A 21,498-nucleotide genomic window follows, 5' to 3' on the forward strand; every position below is an offset into this window, starting at 1 on the left:
CTTCTCGATGGTCCGAAGACCATTCCGGAGAGGGAATGGCGGGTCTGCCGTGCCGCCTGAGGGAAGTGGATCAGTGCTCCACCCGCACTTTCGTGCCAGTGGTGAACCGAACCAGGCGTGGCGCCTCCTGTGCGATTCTAACCAGAAAACAGCTGAGACCAAAGTGTTCGTCTGAAACTGATGTGAATATCGTCGCTTCAGTCGAACCAGGGGTCCAGGCCGTGCAAGGGAAACACAGCTTTTCGAGTGGCCATCACTGACTGGTCGGTGGGATCGGCCGGGTCAAAGCCGACTTCCCAGGAGCGCCACCACACGTCGACGGCGTCGTGCATGGTCTCCGGTAGTTCGTCGAGATCCATGCCGGACCGCTGCGAGGCCAGGGCTAGCCAGGCATCGGGCAGCGGCTCGGCGCGGGCCACCGGGTGGCCGGCGGCGATGGCGATCAGGTGGGTCCAGGCCCGAGGTACGACGTCGAAGGGGCTGTATCCACCGCCGCCCAGGGCCAGCCACCGGTCGCCGGCGTAATCGTAGGCCCAGTCGCGGGCGTCGAGCATCAGCTGACGCTGACCGTCCACGGAGAGCTGCAGGTCCGCCAGCGGGTCGCGACCGTGCCCATCACAACCGTGTTGGGTGACCAGGACGTCGGGGGAAAAAGCGCGCAGTAGCTGCGGCACCACCGCGTGTACGGCGCGCAGGTAGGCGGCGTCGTTGGATCCGGCGGGCAGCGCGACATTGACCGCAGAGCCTTCGGCCCCGGTGCCGCCGATGTCGTTGGCGAAGCCGGTGCCCGGGAAGAGAGCAACCCCGGTTTCGTGCAGTGACACGGTCAGCACGCGCGGGTCGTCCCAGAAGATGGATTCCACGCCGTCGCCGTGGTGAGCATCCAGGTCCACATAGGCCACGCGTTCGGCGCCCAGATCGAGCATCCGCTGAATAGCCAGGGCGGCGTCGTTATAGATACAGAACCCGCTGGCCTTCTCGCGGTGGGCGTGGTGCATGCCGCCGGCGAAATTCACCACATGCTGGTAATCCCCCGACCACAGTGCCTCGGCGGCCGCCAGGGAGCCCCCGGCAATGCGGGCGGAGGAGGAGTGCAGATCGGAGAACACAGGGCAGTCATCGGTACCGAGGCCGATTTCTTCGAGACGTTCGGCGCCCAACCCTTCCCCGTCAGCATCAAGCTGTGAGGCTTCGCGAACCCGTTGAATGTAGTCGGCGTCGTGCACAGCGCTGAGCTGCTCATCGGTGGCCATGGGCGGGGTCAGCACCGTAACCGTGGGGGCGTCGAGGACGCCCAGGTGGCCGGCCAGGGCGTGGGTGAGCTCCAGTCGCACCGGCGCCATCGGGTGGGTGTCGCTGAAACGGTAGCGCAGCAGCGACTCATCCCACATGACCGCGGTGGGCACCGGTTCCATGTTTGTGGGTTGCATCACTGCCCAGCCTAGATCCCCGCTGAGTATTCGGCGATTCCGCGTCGTTCTGAGACAACACCGTGACCGTGGTGTGCGGGCTGGCTGTGAAATCTCGGGATGAGAGGCATGGGACTGGTAAATTCGGGACAGAAGGAGGAAGATAGGTGCGTCATGCACGCTCGCACCTCCCGTCCGGCTCGTTCCAGCGCGCGTTCCGGTTCCCCGTCGAACGCCCAACTCGCCGCTTCCCTGCACCATCGCCCGGTGAGGGTGGCCCGTGCGCTCGCCCGCTCCCGCCACTCCGGCGTGCTGTTCGTCGCGGGCTCTCCGGCGCGTGCCGCGCTGATGGCGTTCATGGTGATCATGGGGTTCTTCACGGCACTGCTGAAGCTGCCGGTGGCAGCCGAGGAGGGGCAGTCGACGTCGTTCGTCGATGCGATGTTTACGGCAATTTCCGCGGTATCGGTCACCGGGCTCACCGTGGTTAACACGGCCGAGCATTGGTCGTTTGCGGGCCAGGCGATCATCCTCGTCGGCATACAGATCGGCGGGCTGGGTATCCTCTCCACGGGTGGACTCTTGGGCCTGGCTGTCTCGCGTCGGCTGGGACTGCGCTCCCGCCTGGTCACCCAGGAGGGCATGACCACCGGTCGGCTCGGCGAGGTCAAGCAGTTGTTGCTCACCGTGGTGATCACCTCGCTGACCTTCGAGGCCCTGCTGGCGCTGGTGTTGGTGCCACGCTTCATTGCCGCCACCGGGTCGTTTGCCGAAGGGCTCTGGCAGGGCACTTTCTACTCGGTGTCTGCTTTCAATAACGCTGGTTTTACTCTGCACCCGGAGGGTTTCGGTGCTTATGTGGATGACCCATGGATCATCTGGGCGGTGATGATCGGGGTGATGCTGGGCTCGTTGGGTTTCCCCGTGGTGTTGGTGTTGCACCGGTGTCTGTGGCACCGCGGCAAGCTGAATCTGCACACCAAGATCACCCTGGAGATGACGGCGGCACTGCTGCTGTTGGGCGCGGTGCTGCTGGGCTGGTTCGAGTGGGATAACCGAGACACCCTGGGTGAGATGAGCATCGGTGAACGGCTGCAATTCGCGCTCTTCGCCTCCACGATGACGCGTTCGGGCGGATTCTCTGTCTACGATATGAACGACCAAAACCCCGAGTCGTTGCTGCTGATGGACGCCCTGATGTTTGTGGGTGGCGGCTCCGGGTCCACCGCCGGTGGGATCAAGGTCACCACCCTGGCGGTGCTGCTGCTGGCGATTATTGCCGAGGCGCGCGGCGCCGAGGAGGTCACCTCCCACCACCGCACTATTAACGCCGCGACCATCCGGGTGGCGATCGCCGTCGTGATGGCCGCCGCCACGCTGATTCTCGTGGCCACCATGGTGCTGCTGGCGATGACGCATGAGCCCCTGCATCGGGTGATGTTCGAGACGCTGAGCGCCTTCGGCACCGTCGGGCTGACGACGGGGCTCTCCGAGGATCTGCCACCGGCCGGGCGTATTGTGTTGAGCCTGCTAATGTTCGCCGGCCGGGTGGGCACCATTACCTTCGCGGCGGGGCTGGCCCTGCGTCAGCGCCGTACCCTGTACCGACACCCCGAGGAAAGGCCGATCATTGGCTGAGCACAAACGTATTGACCCCCACTCCCCCGTGTTGCTGATCGGGTTGGGCCGGTTCGGTTCCGCCGTCGCCGAGCAACTCATCCATCAGGGCCGGGAGGTGATGGCCATCGAGAAAGACCGCACTCTGGTGCAACGATACTCCGGGATGCTCACCCACGTGGTGGAGGCCGACGCCGCAGATATCGAAGCCTTGAAGCAGCTGGGGGCGGAGGATTTTTCGGTGGCGGTGGTCGGGGTGGGCACCTCCATCGAGTCCTCGGTGTTGATCACGGTGAACCTGGTGGATCTGGGCCTCGAGCATGTGTGGGCGAAAGCCATTACCCCGTCCCACGGCACCATTCTGCGGCGCATCGGCGCCCACCATGTGACCTACCCCGAGCACGACGCCGGGGTGCGCACCGCCCATCTGGTCTCGGGGCGGATGTTGGACTTCATCGACTTCAACGACGGCTATGCGATCGTGAAAATGTTCCCGCCGGCCGATGTGGTGGGCAAGCCGCTGGAGGACGCCCGTATCCGCACCAAATTCGGGGTGACCGTGGTGGGTGTGAAGTCGCCGGGCGAAGCGTTCGTTAATGCGCAACCGGACACGATCATCGGTCCAAAGGACGTGATCATCGTGTCCGGTCGCGCGGAGAAGATCGAGAAGCTCGCCGAGCGGCTCTAGTCCGTTAGCTCTCCTCGGTCTGTTGCGTGGTCTGGTGGACGTCGCGGGCATTCACATAGGTTTTGCGCGCGGTGTCGGTGCGGGCTGGCAGGGTACCGCCGCGACCCACCCGTCGGGTAAGGTCGTCCACCAGCGGCGGGGCGCTGGTCCCCGTTGATTCCTGCTCTGCGTCGTCCTCGGGCAGGTACGGGTCAACCATGACGGGAGCCTCGCCGACCGCCTCTGGTTCGACCACCACATCGCTGGTGTCGTGCTCGTCTTCCTCCTCTCGGCGGGCGAGCTCCTCGGGCGGCAGCACTTTCTTCCAGCGACGGGTGCGCACCGGGGGCATCTCCCCGGCGTCTTCGCGCAGCGCCCGGTACAGTGCGTACATCTGGAAGTAGGCGAACACGAAGAACGGCAGTCCCACGAGGATGATGGTGGATTCCAGCGCCTCCAGTCCACCAGTGCCGGAGAACACGAGCAAGGTGGCGGTGATCAGGCCGATGGCCACCGCCCAGAAAATGCGCTGGCCCAGCGGGTTGAAGTCCTCATGCCCGTTGGCCATCGTGTCAGTGACCAGGGCCGCGGAGTCCACGGAGGTCACGAAGAAGGTGACCACCAGCACGATGGAGAGCACCGAAATCAGGAACCCGGCCGGGTAGTGCTCCAGGAACGCGAAGAGCGCGCCCGGAATATCGCCGTCGTCGACGACGCGTTCCACCAGTCCGCCGTCGCCGTTGAGCTCAATGTCGATGGCGGACATGCCGAAGATGCCGAACCACAGCACCGAGAAGCCAGCGGGCACGGCCAACACGCCGGAGACGAACTGGCGCACGGTGCGGCCCTTCGAAATGCGGGCGATGAAGAGACCCACGAAGGGCGACCAGGTGATGGTCCAGGCCCAGTAGAACACGGTCCAGCCGTTCTGCCATCCCGAGTCGGCGAAGGTGTCGTTCCAAAACGCCAGCTCCGGAAGGTTCACGATGTAGGTGCCCAGCGACTCGATGGTGCCCTTGAGCACGAACAGAGTGGAGCCGCCGGCCACGAGCACGAACACCAGCAACCCCACGGCCATCCAGATGTTGACGTTGGAGAGCACCTTAATGCCCTTGTCGAGCCCCAGCGCGACCGAGATCATGGCCAGGCCGCCGACGATACCGATGATCACCAGCTGCCAGACGGCGGATTCGGGGACCCCGAAGAGCTGGTTGAGGCCGCCGTTGATCTGCAGGGTGCCCAGGCCGATGGAGACTGCGATGCCGAACACGGTGCCGACAATGGCGACGACGTCGATGAACTTGCCGATCGGGCCGTGGATTCCGTCACCGAGGATGGGTTGGAAGATCGAGGACACCCGCGGCGGCAGGTTCCGCTTGTGGATGAAGTAGGCGAAGCACAGTGCGGGCAGGGTGAAGATCGTCCAGGTGTGCAGGGTGAAGTGGTAGAACGTGAAGTTCATGGCGTCGGTGGCGGCGGCTTCGGTGCCGGGCTCGATGCCCAGGGAGGGCCCGCGCGGCGGGTCGCCGAAGTGGCTCACCGGTTCAGCCACACCCCAGAACATCAGGATGGAGCCGATGCCCGCGGCGAAAAGCATGCCGAACCAGGCGGCTCCGGAGTGTTCTGGGGCTTCGTCGTCGGGACCGAGTTTGACGCGGCCGAACCGTCCCACCGCAATGAAAAGCAGGAAGGCCAGGAACAGGGTCACCCCGAGAATGTAGAACCAGCCGAAGTTGGACAGCAGCCAGTCTGAGGCCCCACTCACCGCCCGGTCCAGGGGCTCGGTGAACGCGATGGTGGCGACCACGAACAGGATGATCACGGCCGCCGAACTGAAGAAAATCGCCGGCGAGGTCCGTAATCTCAACGAATCATGGAGTTTTGTCAACATGCGCTCGACGTTACCGAAGGGGCAACCGTAGATCGCAAGGTCTGAGCGACGGTGCCCCCGGTCATCGACGCGGAGCGGAGTCAGCTCCCGAATTCGGCGGAGAGTTCCTCCGAGCGGCGGATATTGGCCGCAATGCCGCGGGCTACGACCCCGGAGAGATCGTCCTCGGTGAAGCTGCGCAGCGCGGCCTCGGTGGTGCCCTGCGGGCTGGTGATGTTCTCACGCAGTTCGGCGGCCGAGGCGTTCTGGGTGGCGATCATCCGGCCCGCGCCGGCCAGCGTGGCGGAGGCCAGCTGTTCAGCGACGTCCGCGTCCATGCCGTGCTCCACCGCCGTCTGGGCCAGCAGCTCGGCCAGGTGGAAGAAGTAGGCGGGCCCGGAGCCAGAGATACCAGCCACCAGGTCGATCTGTGATTCGGGCACCACGACAACAGTGCCTGCCTGTTCAAACAGCCCGCGTGCGGCCTCCAGCTGAGACTCGGTGACCTCGGCCGAAGCAGCGAGCCCCACCGCACCCTGCTGCACGGCCAGCGGAGTGTTCGGCATGGCGCGCACGATCGGCTGGCCCGCGGGCAGCCGGGACGCCATCGAGTCGATGCTGATGCCGGCCGCCACGGAAACCACCACGGTGTCCGGACTCAGGGCAGGAGCGATCTCCTCGCAAACCTCCACTATGGCCTTGGGCTTGACCCCGAGCACCACGAGGTGAGCGTTGGCGACCTCCCGGTTAGCTTCCGTGTGGTCCTCGGTCGCGGTGACCGCAATGCCGTAGCGGGTGGACTTCGTCTCGGCGGAAAGCACCCGCCCTACGGTGGCGCGCACCGATTCGGGATCGTGCCCGCCGGCGAGCAGTCCCTCCAGCACGGCCGAGTTCATGTTGCCCAGCCCGATGAAGCTGACGGTGGTGGAGGGAGTGAGGCTCATGGGTGCTCCTGTGTTTCTCTCGGGGTCTGGTTCTGGTGCTGTTGGCGGGCTTGGCGCTGCCCGAGGGCGAGGTGGCGGCGGGCGAAGTTCAGTGATTCGGCGAGCATCTCCTCGCGCTGCCCGGCATATTTGGCGTTGCGGGTGCTGACCTCCACGCACACCGAGCCGGTGAAGCCGGAGGCGCCCAAAAACTGCAGGCACTCGGCCACCGGCTGAGCGCCGTGGCCGGGCAGCAGGTGGTCGTCCTTACCGGTGTTCGTGCCGTCGGTGAGGTGCACGTGGCGCAGCCGCTCGCCGAGCAGTCGAAAAGCAGCCAGCGAGTCCGCTTCAGCGGAGGCTGCGTGGGAGAAATCCCAGGTCACGAAGTCGTAGTCCAGGGGCACCGGGTCGTGGTGGGGCAGATACATTTTGGCTTCGCGGCCGCGCACTTTCCATGGGTACATGTTCTCCACGGTGATCATGATGCCGGTGGCCTCCATGATGTCGCGGATGCCCTCGGCAAAATCCCGGGCGTAGCTGCCCTGCCAGCGGAACGGCGGATGTACCACCACCAGTTCGGCCCCGAGTTCACGGGCCATGTCCGCGCTGCGGGCGATCTTGTTCCAGGCCGAACCCCAGACCTGCTGAGTGAAGAGCAGGGTGGGGGCGTGGATCGAGTGGATGGGCATTTCGTGCTGTTCGGAGAGCTGGTCCAGACGCACCGGGTCCTGCGACCAGGCACTCTGGGTCACCATCATTTCGATGCCGTCATACCCCAGATCCTGGGCCATGGCGAAAACATGCTGCGGGTGCAACGTGAACACCGACGACGACGAAAGCGTCACCGGAATCGGGCGAATCGGGGTACGCTCCGCGCCGGAAAGGTCGGCTCCTCGTGGCTCAGGCACCGACAACCCCCACCGAGAATCCGGGCGCTTGGCTGCCCGGCGTCAGGTTCACGTGCCCGACCCAGGGTTCGACCTCGCGGCCGATCACCCCGTCCATCAGCAACGCGTCGAGACGTCCCATGATCAGACCTTCTCGCAGGGCCCACGGGCAGATCAAGATCCGCTCGACGCCGAACGCGCGCAGCGCCGCCTCGGCCACCAGTCCGCCCGCAAGAATCTGCGGGGCACGCAATTCCGAGACGCCGGGCAGCTCGGAGCGCTCTTCCACGGTCATGGTGGACAGTCGGCTGTTCCAGCGGCGCAAATCCTGCAGTTCCAGGTAGCGGGGCACGAAGGGGCCATCGGAATAGGGGGCCGCCCCGGCGATGCGTGCCAGGGAGCGGAACGTCTTCGAGGTGCCCGTCACCACCGTCCCAGCAGGCAGCGCGGGGAAACCCGGTACCTGCTCGGCCAGCACGGTCTCGATGTGCTTGCGGATTTTCTTCAGCGCCTTGGGCTTGGGCGGGTCGGCCGAGTCCAGGAAGTCGCGGGTCAGCCGTTGGGCACCCAACGGCACGGAGACCGCGCGGGAGGGGAGCTCGTCGACGCCGTAGGAGATTTCGAAGGAGCCGCCGCCGATGTCGAAATTCAGCAGATGCTCCACATGCCAGCCGTGCCAGCGTCGCACCGCGAAGTAGGTCATCGCCGCTTCTTGGTCACCGGTGAGCTCGGCCAGGTGCACCCCGCTGGTGCGGGTGACTTCCTCGAGCACTTCGGCGCCATTGGCCGATTCTCGGATGGCGGAGGTACAGAACGCGATCATGTCCTCGGCGCCGTTACGCTCGGCGAAGGCCACCGCCTCGCGGATGAACCCGATCAAATCCTGCACACCTTCGGCCGTGATGGCCCCATCGTCGTCGAGACGACGAATCAGTGACAGCGGCCGTTTGTGATCCGCGTAAGCTGTGGGGCGCGCGCCCGGGTGGGCGTCCACGAGCAAAAGGTGGACCGTGTTCGATCCGATGTCCAGGACTCCTAGACGCATGCGCGGCTCCGAACCTCGTTACTTCTTCGCGGCGGTTTTGCGCCCGCCGCGCTTGACCGGTCCCTTGGCCCGCTTCTCGGCGAGCAGTTGATACGCCTGCTCGGCGGTCACGGATTCGGGGGCGGTGGCGCGGGGCACAGTGATGTTGGTGACCCCGTCGGTGACGTAGGGCCCGAACCGACCCTCTTTGATGGTGACCTTCTTACCGGACACCGGGTCCGGTGCGAATTCCGCAATCGGGGGCTTGGCCGTCCCGCGCCCGCGCTGCTTGGGTTGGGCGTAAATGGCGAGGGCTTCCTCCAGGGTGATCGTGAAGATCTGTTCCTCGGACTCCAGGGAGCGGGAATCAGTGCCTTTCTTCAAGTACGGACCGAACCGGCCGTTCTGCGCGGTGATCACCTCACCTTCGGCGTCCTCACCCACGGTGCGCGGCAGGGCCAACAGCTTCAGCGCGTCCTCCAGGGTGATGGTCTCCAGCGACTGCGATTTCAACAAGGAAGCGGTGCGCGGCTTGACCTTCTTGGGCTTCTTCTTCGGCTTGGGCTTGCCGTTCTTGTAGTACTCGACCGGCTGTGCATCCATGTGAGCCTGGATTTGTTCTTCGGTGAGCTCCGGCACCACCTCGGTGACATACGGGCCGTAGCGGCCGTCCTTGGCCACAATTTGGTATCCGGATTCGGCGTCGACGCCAAGATCGACTTCCGAGGGTCCGGCGGTGGCGAAGAGCTCTTCGGCTTTCTCCGGGGTCAGCTCGTCCGGCGGCAGGTCTTCGGGCACGTTGGCACGCTGCGGCTCCTCGGCCTCCGGTCCGCCGTCGCGCTCCAGGTACGGGCCGAATTTGCCCACCCGCAGGGTGATCGCATCGGTCACCGGAATGGAGTTCACCGCGCGGGCGTCAATATCGCCCAGGTTCTCGACGACGTTGCGCAACCCGGTTTCGGCGTCGTCGGCACCAAAGTAGAAGTTCTGCAGCCAGGCTTCGCGCTGGATCTCACCGGCGGCGATCTGGTCGAGGTCGTCCTCCATGCGCGCGGTGAAGTCGTAGTCGACGTAGCGGCCGAAGTGTTCCTCGAGCAGTCGGATCACGCTGAACGCGGTCCAAGAGGGCACCAGGGCGTTGCCACGCTTATTGACGTAGCCGCGGTCCATGATGGTGGAGATGGTCGGGGCGTAGGTGGAGGGGCGCCCGATTTCGCGCTTCTCCAGCTCCGCGACAATGGAGGCTTCCGTGTAGCGCGGCGGCGGGGTGGTCTCGTGGCCGTCGGCGGTGAGCTCTTCGGCGTCGAGCCCCTGGCCCACGGAGAGATCCGGAAGTCGCTTGGATTTCTCGTCCTTCGCGCCGTCCTTGCCCGACTCACCACTCGAGTCCTGGCTCGTGTCCTTGCCCTCTTCGTAGGCGGCGAGGAAACCGGGGAAGGTGATCACGGTGCCGGAGGCGGAGAACTCGGCGGCGCGGGTGCTGTTGTCCACCACAGCCTCGCCGACCACCTTCACGGTGGCGGTGTAGCCGGTGGCGTCGGCCATCTGGGAGGCGATGGTGCGCTTCCAGATCAGTTCGTAGAGCCGGAACTCATCAGCGCTCAGGGCCGAAGACACCTGGGCTGGGGTGCGGAAATAGTCACCGGCGGGGCGGATCGCTTCGTGAGCTTCCTGGGCGCCGGCGTTACGGGAGGTGTAGTACCGCTTGGCCTGCGGCACCGAGTCCGCCCCGTACAGTTCCGTAGCCTGACGGCGGGCTGCGTTGATGGCCTCGTCGGAGAGCGTCACCGAGTCGGTACGCATATAGGTGATGTAGCCGTTTTCGTAGAGTCGCTGGGCCACCTGCATGGTCACCCGTGAGGAGAACCGCAGCTTGCGCGAGGCCTCCTGTTGCAGGGTCGAGGTAGTGAAGGGCGCGGCCGGCCGACGCTTGTAGGGCTTGTCCTCTACGGAGGTCACCGCAAAATCTGCGTCAGTCAGTCCAGCAACCAGTGCTTCGGCGGTGGCCTGGTCCAGGTGCACGACCTTGGACTTCGAGGCGGGCTTCAGCTGACCGGCGTCGTCGAAATCTCGACCGGCGGCCACCCGGGTGCCGTCCACGGCCGACAGGCGGGCCTGGAACGTTTCGGTCGCCTGCGTGCTGGTGGCACCGTCCGCACGGGTCACGAAGTCAGCGGTGAGGTCCCAGTATGCGGCGGGGACGAACGCCATGCGCTCGCGTTCTCGCTCGACCACCAGGCGGGTGGCCACGGACTGCACGCGCCCGGCGGACAGGCCGGGAGCGACCTTGCGCCAGAGCACCGGGGAGATCTCGTAGCCGAAGAGCCGGTCCAGAATGCGCCGGGTCTCCTGGGCATCCACCAGGTCCTGGTCGATCTCGCGGACGTTTTCTAGACCACGGGCTATGCCTTCTTTGGTGATTTCGGTGAAGGTCATCCGGTACACGGGGACTTTGGGCTTGAGCACGTCCAGCAGGTGCCAGGCAATCGCTTCACCTTCGCGGTCGGCGTCGGTGGCGAGGTAGAGAGCGGAGGCGTCTTTCATGGCGCGTTTGAGCTCGGTGACACGCTTCTTCTTGTCCGGGTAGACCACGTAGTAGGGCTGGAAACCGGACTCGGTGTCTACGGCGAACTTCCCGTAGGGCCCTTTTTTCATCTCCGCCGGCAGATCCGAGGGGCGCGGTAGGTCACGAATGTGCCCGGCAGACGCGTCGACCACCCATCCTTCGCCGAGGTATTTGGCGATGGATTTGGACTTGGCAGGTGACTCCACTATGACCAGCTTGATGCCTTCATCGGTGGATGGCGCGGCTTTTTTGGCAGGCACGAGGCTCCTTCTGTTGCGTCGATACCCCTCTAATGTAGCGGGTTGATCGACACGGTGATGAACCGAGGGTCACCGGGGCGCGGTCTGCTCCCCGACGCGCGCGGCGTGTTCAGCCACCAGCGAGACCAGGTAGTAGACGCGTTGGGCGTCGTCGTCATCGCGGCGAGCCCGGGACCGATCCTCGAACTCGTCCAGGAGCGCGTACATGCGCGACATGAACTCGGCGCGGTCTTCTTCGGAGAGCTTCACGGTGCCGTTGGTCATCACCGGGGTGCGCGGCTCATCGACAGGCCGTTCTTCTTGGGCGCGGCGGGTGAGCTCGTCAGTAATGCGGCGGCGCTGCCGGGCGAATTGCCGGTCGACGATAGCGAATTTGCCGGCGGTGCTGGCGTCCGGGCGCAACACCAGCTCGGTCCCGACGGGACGCCAGAGCTTTTCCCGACCATCGGCGGATTCCTCGGCACGCTCGATGAACCCGTACTTTTCGAGCACCCGCAGGTGGTAGCTCATCGCGGGGGCGGTCACGCCGCAGCGCGCCGCCAACTGGGTGGCGGTGCGCGGGCTGGACGTGGCGTAGAGCTCGTCCAGCGCTTCGAGCCGGACCTCGTGGGCCAGGGCGCGCATCTGCGAGGGATCGGTGATGGTGGTGTTCATGATCAGCTCAGTCTACCCCGCCGGGCGGCTCCGATGTGCCGAAGGTCACATAGCCCTCGAGGGCGAGCTCTACGAGGGCCGCTTCCAGTTCGCGGACGGTGGCGTCGTCGAGGTCAAGAATGGCCGAGACCGCGGAGAGCAGCTGCCCGGCGCTCAGTTCACCGTCGGCGGCCGATAGCAATCCGGCCAGCGCGGTGTCCACCGGTCGTGAGCGCTGGAATCCGGCGCCCTGCCGGGCCATGATGATCTCCGGATGGTCGGCTCCGAAATGCTGGTGGCGCTCTTCGGTGACGTGGAAGGGCACGACCGGGTGCAGGGCACGCACCGCGGACGGGTCGGCGAGCGCGTCCCAGATCTCAATCGCCTCACCCCAGGCCGGGCCCAGCGGTTGGGCTATGGGGTGCAGGAGCTGCTCGGTGCGCAGCAGTGGTGCTGCCCGGTCCGAGAGATCGGCCCGGCGCAGCCACACGTAGCCGAAGCCGATCGCGGAGATGTCACGGCGGGCGAAGTCATCCAGGTAGCGACGGTAGGCGCGCTGGTAGGCGTCGTCGTCAAGGGTTTCGGAGGAGTCCTGGAGCCACAGTTCGGCGTAACCGGCCGGGTCGTGGTGGTCGCGCTGGATGATCCAGGCGTCCAGGGGCGCCTCCGACGCAGCCACCCAGCTGCGCGGGCGGGTATCCCACGCGGCGGTTCCAGTGGATGCCTCAGTATCGGCCGGGATTTCCCAGTTAGCCAGCAATTGGGCGGTGCCACCGGGGGCGAGTACGGAGCCGACGGTAGAGATCAGTTCCGCCACCAGGTCATCACCCTGGCGGCCGGTCTCACGGTAGGTGTGCACGCGCTCCGATTGCTGTGGCGCGATAACGAAGGGCGGGTTGGACACCACCAGGTCGAATTCCTGGCCGGCCACCGGTTCGAGCAGGTTGCCCTGCAACAGGGTGACCCGCTCAGAAAGTCGATCGCGGTCCAGGTCCAGCTGGGGCGCGTTCAGCAGCAGGTTAAAGCGAGTGAAGTCCAGGGCGCGTTCGGAGAGGTCGGTGGCGGTGACGTGGTCGGCGTGGGCCAGCAGGTGCAGGGTCTGCACCCCGCACCCGACGCCGACGTCAAGCGCGGTGGCGACCTGACGGCGGATGGTGACCCCGGCCAGGGTGAGGGAGGCCCCGCCGATGCCGAGCACGTGATCATCGGGCAGTGCGGTGCGGCGCTGCAACGCGGTTTGGTCGGAGGCCACCCAGAGATCTCCGGTGACATCGGTGGAATAAGGGGAGAGATCCACGGTGGGGTAGAAGAGGTGCTCGCGCACCTCCCCCAGGCACAGCCGTGCCGCACCCTCGGCGGTGGTGCGGGGCAGGGCGCGGTTCAGCACGGTGACGGGGACCGGGTCCCCAAGCATCCAGGCGCCGATCAGGGCGGCCAGCGGTGCGGCGTCGGTTTCACCCAGCAGGCGGGAGATGATCTCGCGTGCGGGCACGGCTTGTTCGCGGTCCAGCGCCGTGGTGGCCATCGGGCCTAGCAGCTCCCCCACCGCGTCGACCGTGTAGCCGATCTGGTGCAGGTCTTCTTCCAGGGCGCTGATCAGTTCGAGCGCCTCCGGGCGCGCGTAGGGTGCTTCCACGCTCATGCGGCCACCTCGCAGTGGGCGCACACGCGCTCCGGGTTCGCCTCGGCGCAGTCGCCACAGACCGTGTCCAGGTGTCGGCACGACAGCTTCGAGCAGTTCCGCAGGTCGGAGGTGGGCTGCTCGCAGAGCAGGCAGCGCCCGATGGTGGCGGCGTCGTCGGAGAACTCCGTGTGCATCCGTTCGTCGAACACGTAGAGGGAACCCTCCCAGAGTCCGGCGTCGCCGAACGCTTCCCCATAGCGGACGATGCCGCCATCGAGCTGGTAGACCTCCTCGAAACCGCGGTGCTTCATCAGGGCGGTGAGCACCTCGCAACGGATGCCGCCGGTGCAGTAGGTCACCACGGGCTGATCCTTGAGGTGGTCGTACTTGCCGGATTCCAGCTCGGTGACGAAATCCCGGGTGGTCTCGGTATCGGGCACCACCGCGTTCTTGAATTTCCCGATCTTGGCTTCCACCGCGTTGCGTCCGTCGAAAAACACCACCGGACGGTTCTCGCTCTCACGCTGCTCGACCAATTCGTGCAGTGCCTCCGGTTTCAGGTGCACCCCGGTATCAGTGACCCCCTCGGTGGTCACCTCAATCTCTTCGGCTGCATCGAACGCCACCAGTTCGGGCTTCACCTTCACCGACAAGCGCGGGAAATCAGCGGCCGAACCTTCTGACCATTTGATCTCCATCCCCTGGAAGCCGGAGTACGACCGGGTGGTCTTCACATAGTGTTTGACGGCGGAGATGGGTCCGCCCACGGTGCCGTTGATGCCGTGCGGGGCAATGATGATGCGCCCGGTGAGCCCGAGCATGGTGCACAGGGCGTGCTGCCACAGCCGCACCGCCTCCGGATCGGCGATCGGGGTGAAGTGATAGTACAGCGCGATCTTGGACTGCGCCGAGGGGGCCAGGCGCAGCCCGGGGGCTTCAGGGGTTGATGAAGATGACGTCACACGTCAAGACTAGGTCACAGTTTGGTCTGAGTTCATGACTCAGACCTGCCGTTGCGCCCACCTTTGTGCCTATCCTGGGGGCATGACCTCGACACTGAATGATGCTCTGATCTCCGCCTGGGTGACCGGCTGGGCACGGTGCCGCGGCTACCGTACGCGCCACGACGACGGCATACACGCCACCCTGCGCCAACGCGACACCGGCGACGGCGCCACCGAGACGGCCGGCCCCGGCAGCGACTGGGAGTATGTGGTGGCTGAACCCACCGACGAACAGTTGCAGACCCTGGGCGCCACGATCTCCGAGAACCCGCAACGCTTGCTGACCATTGTGGCCAGCGCCGAACGCCGCCCCGGCGACCCGGACCCGGATACCGCAGCCCGCGCTACGGCCATCACCGGGCTGCGCGCCGTGGCCACCGGTGAACGGCTGATGACCACCGACATGGCCGAGCACGACGTCGAGACCCCGGTGATCCCCGATCAGTTTGAGGCCAAGGTGGACCGCAATGAGGGCTGGTTCCTGGTCACCTTCACCACCACGGAGGAGCACGGCCAGGGGGCCGGCCAGGTGGCTGCCCGCGGCCGCGTCGCCGTCGTGGATGACTACGCCGTCTTCGATCAGATCTGGACTTACCCGGCGTTCCGCCGCCAGGGGCTGGGCTCACTGACCATGCGCTACCTGTCCGCGCTGGCGCTGGAGCACGAAGTGGACGAGGGACTGCTGGTGGCCAGCGCCGACGGTCAGGCCCTGTACGGCTACCTCGGCTGGGACGCCCTGGCCGATGTGGTGGTCATGGGGAGCGCCGGCGAGACCTTCGGCGAAAATTCCTCGCACAACACCGAGAATTGACCGACGCCGAACAGCTCACCGCCGCGCTCGGCTACCAGGGTGTTCCGGCGCAGCTCCTTCACACCCGGCGCTTTGAAGCACGCCCGGCCCGGTTCGACGACTGGCCGAAGCAGACTCCGCCCGCGTTGATCGATGCCTTCGGCGCCTCGGGGCTGTTGCGTCCCTGGCAACATCAGGTGGCCGCCGCGCAGCATGCCCTGGCCGGTGAGCACGTGGTGCTGGCCACCGGTACCGCCTCGGGGAAATCACTGGGCTACCAGCTGCCGATCGCCACGCAGTTGGCCGACGGCCGATCCACCGCCTTGTATCTGGCGCCGACCAAAGCCCTGGGTGCGGATCAACTCGGGGCATGGCGGGCACTCGCCCGTGATGGCGCGACCTGGTTGCGCGCTTCCCCCTACGACGGCGACACCGCACCGGCGGATCGCACGTGGGCCCGCCAGCACGCGAACCTGGTGCTCACCAACCCGGACATGCTGCACGTAGGGATTCTGCCGCACCACCAACGCTGGGCTCAGTTCTTCCGGAACCTGGCCTACGTGGTGATCGATGAGGCGCACGTCTACCGGGGCGTGTTCGGCTCCCATGTCGCGGTGCTGCTGCGCCGGCTGTCCCGAGTAGTGGAGCACTACCGCGGCGCGCCCCCGGTGTTCATCGGCGCCTCGGCCACGTCCGGGAATCCGGCGACGGCGTTCTCCACCCTTATCGGAGCGGATGCCGCCGCGATCACCGAAGACGCCTCCCCTCATGGCGCCGTCACCGTAGGATTCTGGGAAACTGAACTCACCGACAAACGGGGCGAGCATGGTGCTCCGATTCGCCGTTCCGCCACCGCCACCGGCGCGGACCTGCTCACCGATTTCGCCATCGCCGGGGTACGCACCATCGCCTTCATTCGGTCTCGACGCGGCGCCGAGGCCATGGCCCAGGCCGCCTCACGGCAACTGGCCGAGGTAGACCCCTCGCTGGCCTCCCGGGTGAGTGCCTACCGGGCCGGGTATCTGCCCGAGGAGCGCCGCGCCGTGGAGACTGCACTGAAGACCGGGCGCCTCCTCGGTGTCTCCTCCACCCCGGCGTTGGAGCTGGGCATCGACATCGCCGGGCTGGACGCCGTCGTCGTCGCCGGCTGGCCGGGCACCCGCGCCTCCTTCTTCCAGCAGTTGGGCCGGGCCGGGCGTGCCGGGCAAGAGTCTTGGGCGGTGTACGTGGCCAGTGACGACCCACTCGACACCTACCTGGTCCACCACCCCGACGCCGTGTTTGATCTGGCGGTGGAGGACACCGTGATCGACCCGGTCAACCCGCATATTCTGGGCGCCCACTTGTGTGCTGCGTCGGCCGAACTGCCGCTCCAACCCGAGAATCTGACACGGTTCGGGCCCGAGGAGCAGGTGCGCGCGGTGGTGGACGATCTGGTGGAGGGCGGCTACCTTCGCCGCCGCCCGGCCGGTTGGTTCTGGACCCACCCGGAGCACGCCGCGGCCATGGTGTCGCTGCGCGACGACGGCGGCGGGCCGGTGGACATCGTCGACGTCGAATCCGGGGCCCTGCTCGGGTCGATGGGCTCCCCACAGACCCACTACCAAGCCCACCCCGGGGCCGTGTATGTGCATCAGGGCCGCACCTTCCTGGTGGAGGACCTGGACGAGGACGCCCACGTGGTGATGGTATCCCGCGCCGAGCCGGACTACTTCACTCAGGCCCGGGACATCACCGAGATCGAAATCCTGGACACCCACGAGAAACGCGAAAACCTCGACAAAGAGCTGGTGTGGGCCACCGGGGCCGTGAAGGTCACCACCCAGGTCGTCTCGTTCCAACGCAAAGCCCTGGTCTCCGGGGAGATCCTCGGGGAAGAACCCCTAGAGCTGGCCGCCCGCGACCTGTTCACGACGGCGGTATGGTTCCACGCGCCCTCAGAGCGGCTGGTGGCCGCTGGGCTCACCATGGATCGGCTACCCGGGTCCCTACATGCGGCCGAACACGCGATGATCGGGCTGATGCCCCTGGTAGCGTCGAACGACCGTTGGGACATCGGTGGGGTGTCGATGGCGCTGCACCCGGATACTGGGCAGCCTTCGGTGTTTGTCTACGACGGTCACGCCGGCGGGGCTGGGTTCGCGCAGCGCGGGTTCGCCCAGGCCGAGGTGTGGCTGCGCGCCACCGCCGATGCCGTACGATCCTGCCCCTGTGACCAGGGGTGCCCGGCCTGCGTGCAGTCGCCAAAGTGCGGCAACCGCAACAGCCCGCTGGACAAAGCCGGGGCGGTCACCGTGCTGGAGTTCGTGCTGGCGGGGCTGCAGTCTTCCGCCCGGTGAAGCCGTCCATGGTCGCGTTGACGCCGAGCACGTTCATCGCCCGGTCGAAGAGGCTCGTGGGCAGGATCCGCATTAGTGGCAGGGCCCGAACGAGTTTCGGCATCATCAGTTGGTGACGGCCTGCTTCGATGCTATCCAGGATACGAGTGGCGGCATCGTCGGGTTGCAGGATCGGCAGAAGGCGTGGGAATTTGGTGGTTACGCCGTCAAACATGCCGGTGTTGATGTAGTAGGGGCACACCACGATCGAGTCCACCCCGGTGCGTTCCTTGGCCAGTTCCATCCGGAGCGATTCGGCGAAACCGAGAGCCGCGAATTTCGTCGCCGAGTAGTCGGTCTGCCTGGCCACGCCGACCAGGCCGGCCGCGCTCGCAATGGTGACCACCGCTCCGTTACCGCGCTCACGCATCCCCGGCAAGAACGCGCCCGTCACCCAATAAAGTGACAGCACGTTGACCGCATAGATTCGCTCGATCGATTCGTGGTCCAGGTCAGCGAAACGTTTGCCCGACACGATCCCGGCATTGTTTATCAGAATGTCCACGCCGCCGACGTCTTGTGCGGCTCGGTTGACGGCATCACGGTCCGTCACGTCGACGCACTGCGCAGTGGCCTCACCACCACGTCCCCGAATCGACTGGGCGACCTGCTCCCCCGCTGCTGCGGAGAGGTCCCAGATGATGACACGTGCACCGCGGGCAGCAGCACCTTCAGCCATCAGCCGGCCAATTCCGCTGCCACCGCCGGTGATGAGGACCGTCTGTCCAGGGAAGGGGTGTCGTTGCTGAGGCACAGAGAGCTCCTGTCGGTGAGGTCACTGCATGACGTCGGATTGCCTCAGTATCTGCCCAAGATGCCTGGATTCGTCAAGGACTTGGGTTTGATTTGAGTGCCACCAATGAAAACGTAACTTGCACTACCCGATGACTTCCACACCATGTGCAGTTACGGAAAGCGCCGTGATGGTGGCACCCAACGTCGACTCATACGAAAGGGACCCGTTCACTTCCACGAGCAACTTCACAATGTCTCCCGATACAACTTCATCAAACATTCCGGATTCGCCGGCGGCTACCATCGTGTTGACGTCGTAGGAGTACGCTCTCCTCTGTTGCGAACCCGATGTGTCCACGCGAATCGCGAACGAGCCTGTTGCAGAATCTGCCTGTGTCACACGACCGTAAACGACATACTTTTCGTCTTCATGCGAATCTGGGGCTCGCTCCACAAGGGTCCAGTTACGGTCAGATATTTGCTTGTAGTTGCTAGGATCCTTTAGAGCTTGACGCTCGGCTTCTGCGGCTTCTTCGGCCTTCTTCTTTTCTTCTTCTTCCAGCCAACGCTCATGGTCCTGCTTTACCAATTCCTCGCTGGCGGTGACGGCCTCGGACGCAGCATCAATCTCGTCCCGACTCGTGCTGAACCACTCAGAATCACCAGCAGGCCATTCCTGGTCTAATGCCTCGCGAAGTTTCTTCAGGTCTTCGTTCAACGTGGCGACCAAAGAATCGTCCAGCACCTTCTCACCGAAGTCTGCTACCGTGCCACTAGCAAGTACGTGAACCTCACTAGATGATTCCTTTGCAGCCTCATAGTGCTTGCGATCTTGTTCTGCGTTCGAGAGTGCCCTCATTGGCGTGCCCAGCGCCTTGAGCTGGGACTGGATGTCGTCTAGTTCTGACGAAGCGGTGAAACTGAATATGTTCGGCGAATCCCGCGCAAGCAGTTCCTCCCCTTTTTCAAGGTGTTGCCTAAGTTCGCTTGCGATCGACTCGCTCAAGTAGTCAGACTCGTCCAACAGGGAAGTCGCCCTGTCAACGCGCGATTCCAAGTCCTCTTTGGTTGCAGCGTATTCATCGACAATTTGGGCGTTAGACCGCAGTAACACCACGCCCACCGCCACTATGGCGATGAACAATGCGAATGAGCCGGCGAAGATAACCCAGGGTCGTCTCTTGTTTTGCTTTTCGACCTTTGAACCTGGATCGATTCCGGTTAGGGCTTCCGCATCAGACAATTCCAATCTTTCAGCGCCCTCCCCTGCGGGTTCCCCCGACCCTTCTCGACCAGAACGACTATCCATTTTTCTTCCCTAAGTGTTGACCATCGAGCATGAAGGCAGTAATCAGAAAGTGCACAGCTCATACACAGGTTACTGATGAGAGATGGTTCATTTTTGTATGTGTCCAGATGCGCTCGAATATGACGCAAGACGGTGATCGCTTCTCTCGAGGACTGCGACATAGCGAAGAGATAATAGTCAGTTGACATTCATGCGAAGCAGATCTATTCCAATCTCATACAGCGATTCCACGGATCCTCCGGTGACGGTTCCGTACTTCACGAACCGACACGGCTCTCACATCGGGTTGCTGGAAGACGAGTCCAGTGGCTCTCGTATCACGAAGGGGTTCAACCGCGAATAACTCTTTGCCATTCATTCGTGCCACACCGAGAGGGATGAGAATCTGCACAAGGAGCGAATGTGGCCCGATTAACCGCCGGCTCGGCTCGACGACACTTTATGCTCAAGATCGCGTTGGTTGCGCCCGTGAGCTAACGACGTTCATTCGCTCGACATAGCGCGTTCCAGAGTGATGTCTTTGTCGTCCCAGATCCCACGGCCAGAGAGTGACCCGGTAACGCTTTGTTCACTCGCGTCCGGGTCCGGAACGATCACGACGTTGGTATTGCTCCGCGCCCAGCCATCCGGAAGGTGAATCACTTTTCGACCAGGTGCGGTGCCGTGAGTGGTGTCCCATCACTTCACCCTACGAGTTCTCCAAAAATTTGTCACCGGTCGGCGGGGGTCCGGCGCGGGCTTCACCCGTGGCGTTCCAGAGGGGCAGGCGGGTTTCCACCACGGTGCGGATCCGGACCACGCCATCGCCCTCAATGTCACAAGATTCCAGTTGGGCCGAGTGACGAGCAACGGTATTTTCGGCCAGGGCACACGGGTCGGCGAGCATCAATCCACGGTCAGCATCAGAGGCTGCCAGGGCGGCCAGATCTGCGGCTGCGGCGGCTTTCGCAGCGGCGATGGCTGCGTGGTTGAGGGTCGCGGCGCCGGTGAGGAGCGTGAGTGCGACGGCCAGGGTGGCGAGCATGGTGATCGTGCCGGATCCGGCGTCGTCGTGATGCAGAATATTCGTCACGGGTGCACCGTCCATTGTTGGGGTGCGTGACCTTCGGCTTCGAGTTGGAATCGGGGCAACCAGGAGGCGGGGCCGGGTGCTGCTTTGCTGAGCTGAACGCTGGCCCATTCCCCCGACGTCGAGGTTCCGACGGAGGTATCAGCTCCGGCCATGGTGTGCACGGTGGCGGTGATCGTGGACGTGTCTTCCCCGCGGGCGAGTTGACGTGCCGCCGCGGCGGCGGCTTCTTCCATGCGGACCTGGTGGATGCCGATGACTGCAATGTTGACCGTCGCAGCCAGTACCAAGGCGGCCGCAGGCAGCAGCACGGCATATTCGGCGGTGGCGGATCCGGCGTCGGCGGTGCAGGTGATACCAGGGGATCGCTGGCGAGACAGATTTCGAGGGTGACGTCGCATCACAGGGCTCCTTCATCTGGTGCTAAGGCCGATCCCGCCGTGCCGGGCGCTCACGGGGAACGCCCGGCACAACGAGGCGATGGAATCGGACGGATCAGAAGGACAGCGCCTTCTCGACCAGCCCGGTGAGCAGCGACTGCACTGCCCCGGAAGACAGCACCAGGGCGAGAACGCCGGCGAAACCGACAGCGGCGAGCGTGACGATGCCATATTCCGCGGTCTGGGCGCCGTCGTCAGCGGACAGGTCGAGGCCGGTGTAGGTCTGGTCGGTCAGGGTGGTGGACATGATGTTCTCCTTGGTTGAGGGGTGTGTTGGTTGGGTTCTGCGCGAT

General features: G+C 64.8%; 18 protein-coding genes. 4 read left to right on the plus strand and 14 right to left on the minus strand.

From position 1 onward, the window contains the following. Positions 1 to 197: 197 nt before the first annotated feature. Complete coding sequence (locus tag P8192_RS11330; RefSeq protein WP_278159808.1) at positions 198 to 1,430, minus strand: acetoin utilization protein AcuC; 1,233 nt, start codon at positions 1,428 to 1,430, stop codon at positions 198 to 200. A 153-nt stretch (positions 1,431 to 1,583) separates the two neighbouring features. On the opposite strand from P8192_RS11330, the gene P8192_RS11335 reads away from it, so the two are divergent. Next, a complete protein-coding gene (locus tag P8192_RS11335) occupies positions 1,584 to 3,047 on the plus strand; it encodes a TrkH family potassium uptake protein (RefSeq protein WP_278157154.1) in 1,464 nt (487 codons plus the stop codon). Between the two features lie 28 nt (positions 3,048 to 3,075). Beyond that, on the plus strand, positions 3,076 to 3,714 hold the full coding sequence (locus P8192_RS11340; RefSeq protein ID WP_278159809.1) for a potassium channel family protein: 639 nt from the start codon (positions 3,076 to 3,078) through the stop codon (positions 3,712 to 3,714). Positions 3,715 to 3,718: 4 nt separating this feature from the next. Here the strand turns inward: P8192_RS11340 and P8192_RS11345 are convergent, their stop codons facing one another. The 8 genes from P8192_RS11345 to P8192_RS11380 all read right to left on the minus strand — a co-directional run bounded on the left by P8192_RS11345 (position 3,719) and on the right by P8192_RS11380 (position 14,400). Beyond that, a complete protein-coding gene (locus P8192_RS11345) occupies positions 3,719 to 5,584 on the minus strand; it encodes a BCCT family transporter (protein WP_278157155.1) in 1,866 nt (621 codons plus the stop codon). Between the two features lie 80 nt (positions 5,585 to 5,664). Continuing rightward, positions 5,665 to 6,507, minus strand: coding sequence for a pyrroline-5-carboxylate reductase (gene proC, locus P8192_RS11350; protein WP_278157156.1), 843 nt, complete (start codon positions 6,505 to 6,507; stop codon positions 5,665 to 5,667). Beyond that, a complete protein-coding gene (locus P8192_RS11355) occupies positions 6,504 to 7,394 on the minus strand; it encodes a sugar phosphate isomerase/epimerase family protein (protein ID WP_278157157.1) in 891 nt (296 codons plus the stop codon). Before P8192_RS11355 ends, proC begins: the two co-directional genes overlap by 4 nt. Then, a complete protein-coding gene (locus P8192_RS11360; RefSeq protein ID WP_278157158.1) occupies positions 7,387 to 8,418 on the minus strand; it encodes a Ppx/GppA family phosphatase in 1,032 nt (343 codons plus the stop codon). The genes P8192_RS11355 and P8192_RS11360 overlap by 8 nt, the downstream gene beginning before the upstream one ends. Positions 8,419 to 8,436: 18 nt before the next feature. Beyond that, a complete protein-coding gene (topA, locus tag P8192_RS11365) occupies positions 8,437 to 11,223 on the minus strand; it encodes a type I DNA topoisomerase (RefSeq protein ID WP_278157159.1) in 2,787 nt (928 codons plus the stop codon). Between the two features lie 69 nt (positions 11,224 to 11,292). Then, on the minus strand, positions 11,293 to 11,877 hold the full coding sequence (locus P8192_RS11370; protein WP_270107359.1) for an ArsR/SmtB family transcription factor: 585 nt from the start codon (positions 11,875 to 11,877) through the stop codon (positions 11,293 to 11,295). A gap of 7 nt (positions 11,878 to 11,884) precedes the next feature. After that, positions 11,885 to 13,498, minus strand: a complete 1,614-nt coding sequence (locus P8192_RS11375; RefSeq protein WP_278157160.1) for a DUF7059 domain-containing protein — start codon at positions 13,496 to 13,498, stop codon at positions 11,885 to 11,887. After that, positions 13,495 to 14,400 carry a rhodanese-related sulfurtransferase gene (locus P8192_RS11380; protein WP_278159811.1) on the minus strand — a complete coding sequence of 302 codons (906 nt, stop codon included), beginning with the start codon at positions 14,398 to 14,400 and terminating at the stop codon, positions 13,495 to 13,497. Before P8192_RS11380 ends, P8192_RS11375 begins: the two co-directional genes overlap by 4 nt. 124 nt (positions 14,401 to 14,524) lie before the next feature. Between P8192_RS11380 and P8192_RS11385 the strand changes: the two genes are divergently transcribed. Both P8192_RS11385 and P8192_RS11390 read left to right on the plus strand, forming a co-directional pair. Further along, positions 14,525 to 15,295 (plus strand): GNAT family N-acetyltransferase, encoded by a 771-nt coding sequence (locus P8192_RS11385; protein WP_278157161.1) that lies wholly within the window; start codon positions 14,525 to 14,527, stop codon positions 15,293 to 15,295. Next, positions 15,292 to 17,613 carry a DEAD/DEAH box helicase gene (locus P8192_RS11390; protein WP_278157162.1) on the plus strand — a complete coding sequence of 774 codons (2,322 nt, stop codon included), beginning with the start codon at positions 15,292 to 15,294 and terminating at the stop codon, positions 17,611 to 17,613. Before P8192_RS11385 ends, P8192_RS11390 begins: the two co-directional genes overlap by 4 nt. Here P8192_RS11390 and P8192_RS11395 read toward each other — a convergent pair. From P8192_RS11395 to P8192_RS11415, 5 genes are all read right to left on the minus strand, one after another. Beyond that, positions 17,564 to 18,406, minus strand: coding sequence for an SDR family oxidoreductase (locus tag P8192_RS11395; RefSeq protein WP_278157163.1), 843 nt, complete (start codon positions 18,404 to 18,406; stop codon positions 17,564 to 17,566). The two genes, P8192_RS11390 and P8192_RS11395, sit on opposite strands and share 50 nt — an antisense overlap. A gap of 123 nt (positions 18,407 to 18,529) precedes the next feature. Then, complete coding sequence (locus P8192_RS11400) at positions 18,530 to 19,636, minus strand: hypothetical protein (protein WP_278157164.1); 1,107 nt, start codon at positions 19,634 to 19,636, stop codon at positions 18,530 to 18,532. 748 nt (positions 19,637 to 20,384) lie between these two features. Next, complete coding sequence (locus tag P8192_RS11405) at positions 20,385 to 20,768, minus strand: Rv3654c family TadE-like protein (RefSeq protein ID WP_278157165.1); 384 nt, start codon at positions 20,766 to 20,768, stop codon at positions 20,385 to 20,387. Further along, entirely contained in the window at positions 20,765 to 21,166 is a 402-nt protein-coding gene (locus P8192_RS11410) for a TadE family type IV pilus minor pilin (protein ID WP_278157166.1), read from the minus strand. The genes P8192_RS11405 and P8192_RS11410 overlap by 4 nt, the downstream gene beginning before the upstream one ends. Positions 21,167 to 21,260: 94 nt before the next feature. After that, a complete protein-coding gene (locus P8192_RS11415) occupies positions 21,261 to 21,452 on the minus strand; it encodes a DUF4244 domain-containing protein (RefSeq protein WP_278157167.1) in 192 nt (63 codons plus the stop codon). Positions 21,453 to 21,498 lie beyond the last annotated feature (46 nt).

This window comes from Citricoccus muralis, from assembly GCF_029637705.1.
Classification (GTDB): domain Bacteria; phylum Actinomycetota; class Actinomycetes; order Actinomycetales; family Micrococcaceae; genus CmP2.